Annotated in this window: 12 protein-coding genes; 1 reads left to right on the top strand and 11 read right to left on the bottom strand. The window is 58.6% G+C overall.

Annotation, left to right across the window (positions count from 1 at the left end):
- Positions 1 to 20: 20 nt before the first annotated feature.
- The gene (locus tag PQR63_RS08895) at positions 21 to 521 is read right to left on the bottom strand and encodes a GNAT family N-acetyltransferase (RefSeq protein WP_408167485.1); all 501 of its coding nucleotides are present in this window, start codon (positions 519 to 521) and stop codon (positions 21 to 23) included.
- Between the two features lie 96 nt (positions 522 to 617).
- Between PQR63_RS08895 and pdxR the strand changes: the two genes are divergently transcribed.
- Positions 618 to 2072 (top strand): MocR-like pyridoxine biosynthesis transcription factor PdxR, encoded by a 1455-nt coding sequence (pdxR, locus tag PQR63_RS08890; RefSeq protein ID WP_408167484.1) that lies wholly within the window; start codon positions 618 to 620, stop codon positions 2070 to 2072.
- Positions 2073 to 2097: 25 nt separating this feature from the next.
- Here the strand turns inward: pdxR and PQR63_RS08885 are convergent, their stop codons facing one another.
- From PQR63_RS08885 to PQR63_RS08840, 10 genes are all read right to left on the bottom strand, one after another.
- On the bottom strand, positions 2098 to 2667 hold the full coding sequence (locus PQR63_RS08885) for a winged helix DNA-binding protein (protein ID WP_408167482.1): 570 nt from the start codon (positions 2665 to 2667) through the stop codon (positions 2098 to 2100).
- Between the two features lie 44 nt (positions 2668 to 2711).
- Positions 2712 to 4376 carry a methyl-accepting chemotaxis protein gene (locus PQR63_RS08880; protein ID WP_408167480.1) on the bottom strand — a complete coding sequence of 555 codons (1665 nt, stop codon included), beginning with the start codon at positions 4374 to 4376 and terminating at the stop codon, positions 2712 to 2714.
- A 241-nt stretch (positions 4377 to 4617) separates the two neighbouring features.
- Entirely contained in the window at positions 4618 to 5694 is a 1077-nt protein-coding gene (locus tag PQR63_RS08875) for a porin (RefSeq protein ID WP_408167478.1), read from the bottom strand.
- A 223-nt stretch (positions 5695 to 5917) separates the two neighbouring features.
- The gene (locus tag PQR63_RS08870; RefSeq protein WP_408167476.1) at positions 5918 to 6517 is read right to left on the bottom strand and encodes a hypothetical protein; all 600 of its coding nucleotides are present in this window, start codon (positions 6515 to 6517) and stop codon (positions 5918 to 5920) included.
- Positions 6518 to 6598: 81 nt separating this feature from the next.
- Complete coding sequence (locus tag PQR63_RS08865) at positions 6599 to 7387, bottom strand: putative hydro-lyase (protein WP_408167474.1); 789 nt, start codon at positions 7385 to 7387, stop codon at positions 6599 to 6601.
- 25 nt (positions 7388 to 7412) lie between these two features.
- Positions 7413 to 8120, bottom strand: coding sequence for an ABC transporter ATP-binding protein (locus PQR63_RS08860; protein ID WP_408167472.1), 708 nt, complete (start codon positions 8118 to 8120; stop codon positions 7413 to 7415).
- Positions 8120 to 8833 (bottom strand): ABC transporter ATP-binding protein, encoded by a 714-nt coding sequence (locus tag PQR63_RS08855; RefSeq protein ID WP_094562810.1) that lies wholly within the window; start codon positions 8831 to 8833, stop codon positions 8120 to 8122. The genes PQR63_RS08860 and PQR63_RS08855 overlap by 1 nt, the downstream gene beginning before the upstream one ends.
- A complete protein-coding gene (locus PQR63_RS08850; protein ID WP_408167470.1) occupies positions 8830 to 9879 on the bottom strand; it encodes a branched-chain amino acid ABC transporter permease in 1050 nt (349 codons plus the stop codon). Before PQR63_RS08850 ends, PQR63_RS08855 begins: the two co-directional genes overlap by 4 nt.
- 38 nt (positions 9880 to 9917) lie before the next feature.
- Positions 9918 to 10784, bottom strand: a complete 867-nt coding sequence (locus tag PQR63_RS08845; protein ID WP_408167468.1) for a branched-chain amino acid ABC transporter permease — start codon at positions 10782 to 10784, stop codon at positions 9918 to 9920.
- 142 nt (positions 10785 to 10926) lie between these two features.
- Complete coding sequence (locus PQR63_RS08840) at positions 10927 to 12213, bottom strand: ABC transporter substrate-binding protein (RefSeq protein WP_408167466.1); 1287 nt, start codon at positions 12211 to 12213, stop codon at positions 10927 to 10929.
- Positions 12214 to 12531 lie beyond the last annotated feature (318 nt).

Below are 12531 nucleotides of genomic sequence, written 5' to 3'. Positions count from 1 at the left end.
AATAATGACGAATACCGCGCTCAGACGATTGCCTTCACTGGGTTGATCGGTTTGCCGAAACGCATCGAGCTAGACAGCAATCCCTGACGGAAATAGAAACGCTGCGCCAGTGCATTGGCCAGCCCGGTATCAAGTACCAGTCGCATGCATCCGGTCTGCTCTGCAACGGTCGTCAGCGCATCCAGCAAGCGTGCGCCCCAGCGATGGCCGCGCGCGGTTTCCGCAGTAACCAGATCGTCGACGTAGAGAAACTTGCCATACACCAGATTCTCCTGAAAACGGTAGCCGGCCAGCGCCACCGCCTGTCCGTCTTCCCATGCAGCCAGCAGACGGTAGGTCTGCGCCTGCTGACGCGCAATGCGATCAAGGAAATCTTCTTCACTCTGCAAATGCGGCCGCAACTGTTTCATCACTGCATAGCAGGCACGCAGGGATTCCTGTGTATCGGCGTGGCGCAAGGCGGCGTCATCTGGCTCCACTGACTCTACTGATTGATCAACGGCATGCCGGTTCTGTTGCATGGCTGCTCTCCTTCTTTGCCAAAACTAATCGAGCCTGCATCTTAATGATCCGATGGCATAATGCACAGATCCAAGAAATAACATATGGACTAGTCCATGATTAAATCATCTCTGCGTGATCTGTTGCCGCTGCACCTGTCGTCCGGCGAGCCTTTTTATCGGCAGATTTACACGCGCTTTCGCAATGCCATCGCCGACCAGTTGCTCAAGCCCGGCGACCGCATTCCTTCGGCACGGGCGTTGGCGGAAGAACTCGGCGTCGCGCGCGGCACCATCGAAGCAGCCTATTCGCTGCTCAGTGCAGAAGGCTATGTCGAGACCCGCGGCCAGGCCGGCACCATCGTGACGCTGGGACTGAAGCCCGGCGTACATCCTCAGGCAGAGAAAATTTTGCCGCCAGTGCTCAGCACCGTCACGGCTAAAGTAACACCGATACACCGTCTGACTGCATCGCAGTCGTTGCCGCTACCGTTCCAGATGGGACTACCGGCGCTCGATGCTTTTCCGCGCAAGCTGTGGTCGCGGCTGGCGGCACGCACGATACGCGCCACCGCACAGCGTGACATGACTTATCCGCCGTATGCTGGCGTCGCCGCGCTGCGCAATGAAATCGCCACCTATCTGCAATTGTCGCGTGGTGTGGCGTGCGCGCCTGAACAGGTGTTTGTCACGTCCGGCTACCGTGAGACGCTGCAATTGATAACCGGCGCTCTGTTCAAGGCTGGCGACAAGGTATGGACGGAAGATCCCGGCTATATGCCGACCGGCCAGGCGCTGATGCAGGCGGGCGTAACGCCGGTGCCGGTACCGGTCGATGGCGAGGGCATTCAGGTTGAGTTGGGTGTGCAGGCTGCGCCGCGTGCGCGTGCCGCCATCGTCACGCCGGCGCATCAGAGTCCGCTCTGTGTGTCGCTGTCATTGCAACGCCGCTTTGCATTGCTGGACTGGGCCACGCGCGCCAATGCCTGGATCGTGGAAGACGACTATGACGGCGAATACCGCTATGTCGGCCGCCCTCTGCCCGCGCTGCAGAGTCTGGACCGCGATGGTCGCGTGCTCTATGCGGGCACCTTCAGCAAGGTGCTGTTTCCGGGTATCCGGCTGGCGTATCTGGTGGTACCGGTATCGCAAATAGAACGCTTCGCTGCGGTCAGCCAGACCATGTTCAGCGGCAGTCCGGCGCTGACGCAGAGCATTGTCGCCGACTTCATTGCCGACGGCCATTTTGCGCGTCACGTGCAACGCATGCGCAAGCTCTATGGCGAGCGGCGCAAGATCGCTGCAGAAGGATTGGAAAGCCTGCTGGGAAAAACCCTGCGCGTCGATTCACAACCCGGCGGCATGCATATGATTTTGCGCATGCGGGGAAGGCGTTCAGACAAGCCGCTGGCGGAAGCCATGCGCAAGGACGGCATGTATGCACACACGCTGTCGCAACGTTCTGTCCACCATCAAGTGCAGCCGGGACTATTGCTTGGCTTTACCAATATCGACAGCGCCGCAACGATAGAAGCGCTGGCGCAGCGCATTCTGAAAATCATCAACAATTGACAGGACTAGCCAACAAGGCTCACCGCTACATCGACGTCGCCGAACGCGCTGCCTGCTCGTACAAGCCGGAGAGTATCCGCAGAAAGCGCGCCAGCTCGGCCAACTCGAAGCTTTCCGCATCGTCGCCCGTCAGGCCGGACACCAGCAGGCGCTCGCGGATCTCGTAGTAGCGCTTGCACAAATCCTGCCCCGCCTCGTTGGTTGAATACAGGACTTCCTTGCCGCGCCGTTCGGTATTGACGAGGCCCTGCGCGTGCAGCTTCTTGAGTGAATAGTTGACGATGTGGGCATCTTCAATATTGAGAATGAAGGCGATATCGGCAAGCTTCTTTTCGCGCGCACGGTGATTGATGTGATGCAGCACCAATACGTCCGTGGGCGTCATGTCCTTCATGCCGGCGGCGGAGATGCAGCGCACGATCCAACGGTTGAAGGCATTGTTGGCGATGATCATGCCGAATTCGAATTCGCTCAATTCCTTGCTTCTCCCCGAGGCGAGGTGCAATGAAGACACGATAGGTACCTTGCGGGTATTTCCTTGCTGGGCGAAGTTAGCCTTTACGCTAGCCCTGGTAGTTTTCTTGTCGGTCGGCATAGTGAATGTTCAATCTGTGTTGTCAAAAAATGCACCGGCCTGTATCAACCATGCAGGCGACGTGCAGACGCCATGCGCAGCAAACCGCGCTTGCCGCCGTCCGGGATTTCCAGCGTCTTGAGTTCCACCGGTGCCTCGCCGCCCGCTGCAGATTCACTGCCGAGGTCAGTCTTGAAAATTGCTACGGCATGGCCCAGTGCTACCGACTGGTCATGCATGCTTTGCGCAGCGGCGGCGGCCTGCTCCACCAGCGCTGAGTTTTGTTGCGTCATATCGTCGATCTGCTCGATGGCGTCGTTGATCTGGCGAATGCCGGCGCTCTGCTCTTCGCTGGCAGCGGAAATTTCCACCATGATGTCGGCGACATGTTTGACACTGCGCACGATGTCTTGCATGGTATTGCCGGCGGCATCCACCAGTTCGCTGCCGGCGTCGACCTTCTTGACCGAGTTCTGAATCAGACCGGCAATCTCCTTCGCTGCCGAAGCGCTGCGTTGCGCCAGCCCGCGCACTTCTGCCGCCACCACCGCAAAACCGCGCCCCTGTTCACCGGCACGAGCCGCTTCGACTGCGGCGTTCAGCGCCAGAATATTGGTCTGGAAAGCGATGCCGTCGATGACCCCGATGATCTCGACGATCTGACGCGAACTGTCCTTGATTTCCTTCATGGTGCTGACGACTTGTGTGACCACCTTGCCGCCTTGCATCGCGACCTGCGACGCGTTCAGCACCAGTTGATTGGCCTGGCGTGCATTGTCGGCGTTGTGGTTGACGGCGTCGGTCAGCTCCAGCATGGAACTGGCCGTCTCTTCCAGCGTGCTGGCTTGCAGCTCGGTGCGTGCCGACAAATTGGCGTTGCCGTCGGCGATTTCGCGTGCGGCGATGGAGATCGCATCGGAGCCGTCTCGCACCTGCATCACGGCGCTGACCAGGCCGTCGCGCATGTTTTGCAGCGCCGCCAACAGCTTGCCGGTTTCGTCCTGCGACGTACTTTCAACACGCACCGACAAGTCACCGCCGGCGACACGCTCGGCGATATTGATGGCGGCATTGAGCGGTCGTGTGATGCTGCGCATGACCGAGTAACCGACCAGCACGGCGAGCAAGGTGGCGATGCTGGCCATGGCGATCATCAGCACACTGGCTGCGCCGGATACCTGCTCGGCCTCTTGCCCGGCCTGTTCCATGCCGCGCCCCTGAAAGGTGATCAGATTGTCCAATGCCTTGAAGTAAGCGACCTGATAGGGAGCGATCTCCGGCAGAATCAGATCTCGTGCCTGCTCGACCTGGCCATCCTTGACCGCCGCCAGAAAGTTGTTAAGCACTGGCGTGTATTGCACCCGCGCAGCGTTGACCGCGTCGAGCATGCGTTTTCCCTCTGCGGAAGTCGTGTCCTTGGCGAGGCGTTTGAGTGTTTCGTCGATGGTGCCGCCGGCACGCGCGATGGCGTCCAGCTCTCCTTTGATCTCGTCGACGGTGCTCATGAACAGCAGGTTGCGCATGCTGCGTGCAGTCTCGTCGAGCGCTCCCTTGACGGTGTTCGCCATCACGGTGCGCGGATAGTAATCGTTGGCGATGCTGCGAATGTTGCCGTTGATCTGGTTCAGGCGGTATACGCCGATCACGGTCAGCGCCAGCATCAGCAGAATGACAATGCCGAAGCCGAGGCCCAGGCGTTGTCCTATTTTCAGGTGAGTCAGTTTTTTCATTTGCTACCCCTCATGTTTCATGATTCACAACTGCAGAGATACGTAGAGATGCAAGCACACAGCACTCACCTGGCCGGCGGCTTTCCTCAAGAAAGAATGCATCTACTGGGATCGGGATACCGGCCCGAACACAATGGACAACTCTCAAAGCCGCCGGCAATCAGGCCCGGAGCGCAGTATCGGCGGATGCGTGTTTTTCCAGGAACCACTCATCCGCTACACACTGCTTCCGGAGAGACGCTTAAAACGTGTGGCGGATGCCCATATTCCAGGCGCTGTTGCCACTACCCGCTTCAATCGAACTGCCAACGGTGTAAGGCGCACCGTTCTTGTTCTTGATGTGGGCGTACATGGCATACAGGTCGGTGCGTTTGGACATCGCGTAGCGATAGCCCAGAGCGAACTGATCCGCATCCTGGTTCAACGCTGTCTTGTCATCCTTGTGGATGTAAGACGCGAGGAAGGTGTGCGACACGCCGAAAGGAACCGTGACACCGATCAGCATGTCTGCACTGTCGGTGGACGCGACGATGGCGCTGGTGCCGTAAGGGTTGACCGTATTGCGCAGCGGCGAACTGTTGAGACCCTTGTTGATGCCGTAGGCGGCATGCAGCTTGACGGGACCGAAGTTGTAGGTTGCACCCAGCAGCGTGCTGCGACCAGTACCGGTTTGCGTCGTCACGGTGTCGTTGTTACGTCCATGAAAACCCAGACGCACATTCAACGGGCCGTTGGCGTAACCGACGGCTGCACCGATCTGGCTGGAGGCTTTGGTGTTGCCGGCAGTTTCGCCGAAACCGTAAGCCAGTTCAGCCGTCACGCCGCCAAAGTTAGGCGTGGCGTACTTGACGGTGTTGTCCATGCGGCTGGCGCCGTTGCCGGTATTCGGCATCAGGTTGGCAGCATCACCGGCGTAACCGGTGCCGAAAGGATCGACGGCTGACAGCACGAGGTATTGCGGCGTGTACTGGCGACCGGCGGTCACCGTACCGAAGCCACCACCCAGGCCGACATAGCTTTGACGGCCGAACAGCAAGCCGCCCTGACCCAATGCGCCGGTGTCATTCTGGAAGCCGCTTTCGAGCAGGAACAGTGCAGACATGCCACCGCCCAGATCTTCCGTGCCTTTGAAGCCGATGCGCGAACCGCCGCTGATGCCGCTGGTCAGTTTGGTGACGTGACCTGCTGCGCCGCCGCTTTCGACCACCAGACCCGTATCGATCAGACCATAGATTGTGACCGACGATTGCGCCAGTGCAGGTACTGCCTGGATGCCGACTGCGGCCAGCACCGCTGCAGCCAAGACTTTATGTTTCATTGAAACTCCCCGATTAAATGAAATTGCATCAAACCCAAAAACCGCTTACCGGCCAAGCTTTGTGCGCGCCCTTCCTCTTTGCCGGTATGCGCCTGCTCTCCTCCGGCGACGACAATGGCCGTTGTCTTGTCGCGTTCAAAGAGAACTTCCGGACGCGCAGTGATGACTCGTTCTGCGCGTCGCTATTCTTTTTTTGCTCTGCCAAATAAGCCAACTCAGCCAACTAAGCGGACAGCCGCTCGCGCGGCAGCTCGAACTTGTTGCTTCGGAATTCCTTCAGGAAGGCGAACGCCGGATTGCTGTCGCCGATGAAACCGAATGACGAATCCAGCACACGCGCCGGCAGCCATGGATAGGGCAAGAACGATTGCAGCGTCTGCAACAGGTCGCCGGCGATGTCGGCGATGAGCATCATGTGATCGATGCGGATATGCATCTCACTGGCGCGCCAGAGCTCTTCCGGATGTTCATTGAGCTGCCAGTTGTAGTAACCGCGCCCGATGCGCAGCGACGCGGTTTCTTCTTCACTCATCAGTACCAGCCACGGCAATTGCTCGATGCGGCTGCCGCCTGCCCGCTCCTGTACTTCCAGCTCGTCACAGATGTAATACGTGCAGCAGAGCGTGAAGCGTTTGGCGAAATCGGTCACCAGCGTCTGCGCGATGCCTTCGGCGCCCACGACCAGCGGCGGAAAGGCCACTGCGCTGGCGGAGGTCGAAATACTGAGCACCGCATTGGGCTCGTAGATGTCGTGGATCAGTGAAGGACAGCATTTGTCTTTTGCGTAGACGTACGCTTCCAACAGGGATTTATGCGTCAACATAAAATTCCTTGGTTCTTGGCGGAAGATCCGCCGCTAGGATGGGTGAGCGATCACTTGATCGCTATCGCGTTGGCGCTTAGGTCATTCGTTCAACCGGTCGGTAATGAACATCTTGCCGGGCGCATGCGTAATGCAGAATGGCAGCTTGCTCAACTCCGCAACGTATTGCGGCGTTACGCCGCAGGCCCAGAACACCGGTAGTTCATCGTCCATGATCTCGACCGCATCGCCGAAATCAGGGCGCATCAAGTCACTGATGCCGATGGCATGTGGATTGCCGATGTGTACCGGCGCGCCATGCACCTGCGGCAGGCGTGCGGAGATTTCCACCGCGCGTGAGATGTCGCGGCTCTTGACCGGACGCATGCTGACCACCGCGTTGCCGGTAAAACGTCCGGCCGGCACGCATCGCATATTGGTTCTGTACATGGCGACGTTGCGTTGCTGCTCGATATGGCGCAAGGGGATACCGCCTTCGATCAGCGCGCTCTCGAAAGAAAAACTGCAACCGATCAGAAAGCTCACCAGATCGTCGCGCCAGTATTCCGAGATGTCGGCAACTTCCTTTGTCATCACGCCGTTTTCGAAGAGGCGATAGCCAGGCAGATCCGTACGCAGATCCGCACCTGCTGCAGTACGCGGTTCGAACGCGCCGGCTTCCAGCACCTCCACCAGCGGGCAAGGCTTGGGATTGCGCTGACAGAACAGGAGGAAATCGAAAGCGTATTCCTTCGGCACGATCATCAGATTGGCTTGCACGTGGTTGTCGGCATAGCCTGCGGTCGGCCCGTCAAACTCGCCACTGCGGCACAGTGCGCGTACGTCGGCAGCGGACAAGGCATCATCAAAAACCGCCATGTTCATTTTCATGCTATTACCCTTCATTTCACTCATCTCACAGCCCTCCGAGGTAAGCCTTCTTGATGTCTTCGTTGTGCAGCAGTTCGTCGCCGGTGCCTTGCATCACGATGCGGCCGGTCTGAATCACGTAGCCATAATCCGCAATCGCCAGCGCCTTGTGCAGGTTCTGTTCCACCAGCAGGATCGACACGCCCTTGGCATTGACTTGCTGGATCGTGTCGAGCACCTTGGTGACGAACTTGGGAGCAATACCCCACGACGGCTCGTCCAACAACAGCAGACGCGGCTTGGCCATCAGGCCGCGTGCAATTGCCAGCATCTGCTGTTCGCCGCCGCTCATGGTGCCGGCCAGCTGATGGCGGCGTTCCTTGATGATCGGAAAAGTCGCGTACATGTCTTCGATCGATTCTTCGATCTCGTGCTTATCGCTGCGCGTATAGGCACCCAGCTCCAGATTGCGCTGCACGGTCAGGCGGCCAAACAGGCGGCGGCCTTCCGGCACCAGCGACAGCCCAAGGCCGACACGGTCGAAGGGAGGGATCTTGCCGATGTCGACGTTGTCGAACATGATGCTGCCCGCGTCGACTTTATTGAGACCGGCAATCGCACGCAGCGTGGTCGACTTACCGTTGCCGTTGCCGCCCACCAGCGCCACCAGACTGCCCGGCTTGACGTCGATGTCGACTTTGGACAGGGCCAGCACGCCGTCGTAGCTGGCTCGCAAATTTCTCACCTGTAGCATTATTCATCTCCCAAATAAGCGGCGATCACATGTGGATCATTCGATACGTCGTGCGGCGAACCGTCGGCAATCTTCTTGCCGTAATCGAGCACTACGATCTGGTTGGCGATCGGCATGATGCCTTCCAGCACGTGTTCCACGATCAGGCAGGAAATGCCCTGGTCGCGAATCTTCAGCACCACGTCCACGGTCTCGCGCACTTCAGTCGGGTTAAGACCGGCCATGACTTCATCCATCAGCAACAGCTTGGGCTTGACCGCCAGCGCACGCGCCACGGCAAGGCGGCGTTGTTCGCTGATGGTCATGCTGCCGGCCGGCTTGTCGGCGAAGCGGCCGAGGTTGACGAAGTCGAGCAGCTCCTGCGCCGTGCGCCGTGCGGCGCCGACGCCACGCTCATTGAGAAAGACACCGACCATCACGTTTTCCAGCGCGGTCATGCTGGTGAAGGTGCGCGCCACCTGAAAGGTGCGGCCGATGCCAACACGCGCGCACTGCTCCGGCGTCATGCCCGAGATCTTCATGTCCTCCAGCCAGATGTCGCCCGTGGTCGGCGGCGAATAACCGGCGATGCAGTTGAACATGGTGGTCTTGCCGGCGCCATTGGGGCCGATCAGGCCGACGATTTCACCGGCCTGGACCGTGAAGGAAATATCCTGGTTCGCGGTCAGGCCGCCGAATTTCTTGTAGACGTTTTCTACGCGTAACAGACTCATTTGGATTCCTCCTTGGCGGCGTTTTCAGCTTGTGCCTTGACGGCTTTGCGGCGTGCGAACGTGCTCTTCAGATAGCCGAGAATGCCGTTCGGGTAGTACACCGCGATCACGATGATCAGCGCGGCGTAGATGATCAGATCGGTACCCCGGCCGGAGCCGCCGAACATGGTGCGTGTACCTTCTTCAATCGCAGTCAGCAGACCGGCTCCGACCAGCGGACCGAACAAGGTGCCGATGCCGCCGAGGATCGCCACCAGCGCCATCTTGATCGACATGCCGGTGCCGAGCACCGAGGCCGGGTCGATGTACAGCTCCTTCTGTGCGTACAGGCTGCCACCCATTGCCGTGAAGAAGCTGCTGACAGCGAACGCGATCTGTTTATAGCGGGACAGGCTGACACCGAGGCTGCGCGCGGCATCCGGCTCATCCTTGATGGCGCGGAAGTAGTAGCCGAGAAAGCTGCGTTCGATGATGAAGTTGGCCAGCAGCGTGATCAGCAGCAAACCCAGTGCGATGTAGTAGTACGGCTCCTTGCCGGCGAAGATCATGTTGGCCCAACCGCCCTCGCCCATCGGAATCGTCAGGCCGACGGCTGCACCGGCGAAGTCCCAGTTGGTGAAGACGATCTGGATGATTTCCGCCACTGCAATCGTGGCCATCGCAAAGTAGTGGCCCTTGAGACGGAAGCAGGACCAGCCGATCACCAGGCTGACCAGCGCCGCGATGACACCACCGACGATCATGGCAAACCATGGATTGACGCCATAGATCGAGAACAGGATCGCCGAGGTGTAGGCACCGATACCGTAAAACGCGACGTGGCCCAGCGAGACCTGGCCGGCGTAACCGCCGACGATGTTCCACGACACGCCGATCTGCGCCGCCATCAGGATCAGGATCGCGAGATTCTGGTGCGACGGGCTGGTGATATAGAGCGGCAATGCCAGCGCGAGTACCAGCAGCGCGACCAGCAAGGCGTGGATTTTGTTGAAGCCGTTGACTGACGCGCCCGGCGTCAGTGGCAGACTGGAAGTTGTTTTGAGCATGGGTTTCTCTCTAATATAGTTGGCGTGCGAGACAAGAATCAGGCCTTGCCCATCAAACCTTGCGGGCGGAACATCAGCACCGTCAGGAACAGCACAAGTACGATCGCCATCTTGTATTGCGGCCCGAGAAAGAGACCGCCCATCACTTCGATCACGCCGACCAGCACGCCGGCGATCAGTGCACCGACCACGCTGCCGAAGCCGCCGAGGTTGACCACCACGAAAGCGATCAGGATGAAGTTGGCGCCGACTTCCGGAAAGATCGGGAAGAAAGTCGACAGCAATGCGCCCGCCACACCGGCACAGGCGGCGCCGACGCCCCAGGCCAGCGCGAACATTTTTTGTGAATCGATGCCCATGAGCTGTGCCGCTTCCTTGTCGGCAGCCGTCGCTTCCAGCGCAGCGCCAAGTTTGGTGCGAGTCAGGAAGGTATAGATCACACCGGTGACCACGATTGCGCCAATGCCGGCGGTGAGTTGGGGCGAACCGATCTGGATGCCCCCGAGGGAGACATGCCCGGCAACCATCGAGTTTTCGATTGTGCGGAAATCAGCCTTCCAAAAGAACTGCGCAATGCCGCGGAACAGGATCATCAGCCCGAAGGTGGTGAAGATCTGCGACACCATCGGCGCATTGGTGATCTTGCGAATCACCAGCTTGTACAGCACGGTACCCAGCGCGAACAGGAACAAGGCTGTCAGCGGCAAAGTAAAAATAGGATCCAGCGCATACAGCGCGAACAGCCAGAAGCTGGAATACATCCCGAACATCAGGAATTCGCCGTGCGCGAAATTGACGATGTCCATGACGCCGAAGATCAGCGTGAGACCAATCGCTACGAGCGCATAAATCAGTCCGATCAACAAACCGGACGCCAGGGTCTGCACCAAAATATCCCAAGTCATAAATTTCCCCTTAACGCTATTTACGCGCCGTAAATACCTGCGATAAAAATTGAATCTGAGAGGAAGGCCGCCGCGTTGCTTGCGTATTTCTCCTGCCGCGGCCTTCCCTCGACTGCTTAAAAAGACGACTTACCTGAACTGATTACTTGCGTTGATCCCACTTCGGCATCGGCCACACGATGTCGCGCGTTGCCATGTCGAACGGCCACACGGTGTAGTACTTGCCGTTGATGATTTGCAGCAGGATGCCGGAGCTCAGCGTGTTCTGGCCGTGCTCATCGAACTTGATGCCCTTCCACGGCATGATCAGTTTGTTGCCGGGAATATTGGTTTCCGACAGCGCCTTGCGGATTGCTTCCGGATCGGTGGAGCCGGCACGGTTGATCGCATCAGCCAGCGTCATCAGACCGGTGAAGGTGCGCGAGGAGTTGCCGGTGAAATTGATCTTGAAGCGTGCGTTGAACAGATCGTTGACTTGCTTGATCAGCGGATTCTTGCCGGCCAGATCGAGCGACCAGACGTCGCGGGTGATGATGTAGTCGGCATCCTTGCCCAGGGTCTTCACGAATTCGGTATCGATGAAACCGGCGTCGTTGGCCAGGATCATGTCAGGCGTGAAGCCCAGTTCCTTGTAGGTCTTCATCGACAGGATGGCGTCGCCGAGGTAGGACGATTGCAGCACGACTTGCGGTGCGGCGGCTTTGAGCAACTGCACTTCCGATGTCAGTTGGGTGCTCTTGGCAGGATAGACAATGGTCTTCACCAGATCGTAGCCACGGTCCTTGGACAGCTTGGTTTCCAGCTTGGTGGTTTCGTTGCCCCACAGCGTGTTTTCGTTGAAAGCGCCGAGCTTGCTGATCTTGATGTTCTTCTTGGCTTCCAGCTCCTTGAAGAATTCATAGAAGTTGGTGACGAACAGATCGTCATGGGCTGTCGTGCGGAAGAACCACTTGAAGCCGCGCTGGGTCAGCGATGCCGACGACGACTCCGGGTTCAGGTAAGGCACCTTGTAGCGTTCTGCGACCTGGCTGGTGGTGGCGGTGACGTTGCTGAAATAGGCGCCGACAACCGCGACAACTTTCTCTTGCGTGATCAGGCGCTCGGCTTCGGTAGCACCCACTTGCGGGTTGCCTTGCGAATCGGCGAACACCAGCTTGATCTTGGCGCCCTTCAGGTTGGGCAGACCGCCGCCGGCCGAGAACGGCAGGTTGGGGACGCTCTTGGCACCGTTGTTGATGATGTCGGCGGCCAGTTCCAGCGCGTCTTTCATTTCTGCACCGGTAGATGCAGCGGCGCCGCTGAGCGGATAGATGACGCCGATCTTGATTTCCTGTTGCTGTGCCTGCGCCGAATAGGCGGCCACACAGAAGGACACGGCGAGGCCGGCTTTGACGAGATGTTTAGCGTGTTTGAAGACGGGACCTAACATGATGAGACGCTCCTTGTTGTATCGATGAATGACATCTAAAAATTCCCCCCACTGCATGAAACCTGAAGCGGGAGCTGCCCAAAAATCACCACAGTTGCTGCCGGTTTTTTTACCGGTTTTTTATCAATACATCGCCATCGCAAAAGCGAAGGATGTGTTGATCCACTCCAGGCCGGTAAGCCGGCTGGACTTGCTTGCACTGCTCAGTACGCACTGAACCGATGTGACGCGGCCGCCCGCAGGGGCTGACCGGCACGATGGTGCGGCGTTACTGATGTTTTCCGATATTGCTGACGCTACTGGTGCTGCCTGATTGCT

Source organism: Herbaspirillum rhizosphaerae, assembly GCF_046025915.1.
GTDB classification, from domain to species: domain Bacteria; phylum Pseudomonadota; class Gammaproteobacteria; order Burkholderiales; family Burkholderiaceae_D; genus Herbaspirillum; species Herbaspirillum rhizosphaerae_A.
The sequence above is the reverse complement of the archived record's forward strand: the minus strand, read 5'-3'. Positions and strand labels throughout refer to the sequence as shown.

What these genes read in the sequence shown, in the direction of transcription:
- PQR63_RS08895 (WP_408167485.1), bottom strand. Translation starts at nt 521, where the DNA reads ATGCAACAGAACCGGCATGCCGTTGATCAATCAGTAGAGTCAGTGGAG.
- pdxR (WP_408167484.1), top strand. Translation starts at nt 618, where the DNA reads ATGATTAAATCATCTCTGCGTGATCTGTTGCCGCTGCACCTGTCGTCC.
- PQR63_RS08885 (WP_408167482.1), bottom strand. Translation starts at nt 2,667, where the DNA reads ATGCCGACCGACAAGAAAACTACCAGGGCTAGCGTAAAGGCTAACTTC.
- PQR63_RS08880 (WP_408167480.1), bottom strand. Translation starts at nt 4,376, where the DNA reads ATGAAAAAACTGACTCACCTGAAAATAGGACAACGCCTGGGCCTCGGC.
- PQR63_RS08875 (WP_408167478.1), bottom strand. Translation starts at nt 5,694, where the DNA reads ATGAAACATAAAGTCTTGGCTGCAGCGGTGCTGGCCGCAGTCGGCATC.
- PQR63_RS08870 (WP_408167476.1), bottom strand. Translation starts at nt 6,517, where the DNA reads ATGTTGACGCATAAATCCCTGTTGGAAGCGTACGTCTACGCAAAAGAC.
- PQR63_RS08865 (WP_408167474.1), bottom strand. Translation starts at nt 7,387, where the DNA reads ATGAAAATGAACATGGCGGTTTTTGATGATGCCTTGTCCGCTGCCGAC.
- PQR63_RS08860 (WP_408167472.1), bottom strand. Translation starts at nt 8,120, where the DNA reads ATGCTACAGGTGAGAAATTTGCGAGCCAGCTACGACGGCGTGCTGGCC.
- PQR63_RS08855 (WP_094562810.1), bottom strand. Translation starts at nt 8,833, where the DNA reads ATGAGTCTGTTACGCGTAGAAAACGTCTACAAGAAATTCGGCGGCCTG.
- PQR63_RS08850 (WP_408167470.1), bottom strand. Translation starts at nt 9,879, where the DNA reads ATGCTCAAAACAACTTCCAGTCTGCCACTGACGCCGGGCGCGTCAGTC.
- PQR63_RS08845 (WP_408167468.1), bottom strand. Translation starts at nt 10,784, where the DNA reads ATGACTTGGGATATTTTGGTGCAGACCCTGGCGTCCGGTTTGTTGATC.
- PQR63_RS08840 (WP_408167466.1), bottom strand. Translation starts at nt 12,213, where the DNA reads ATGTTAGGTCCCGTCTTCAAACACGCTAAACATCTCGTCAAAGCCGGC.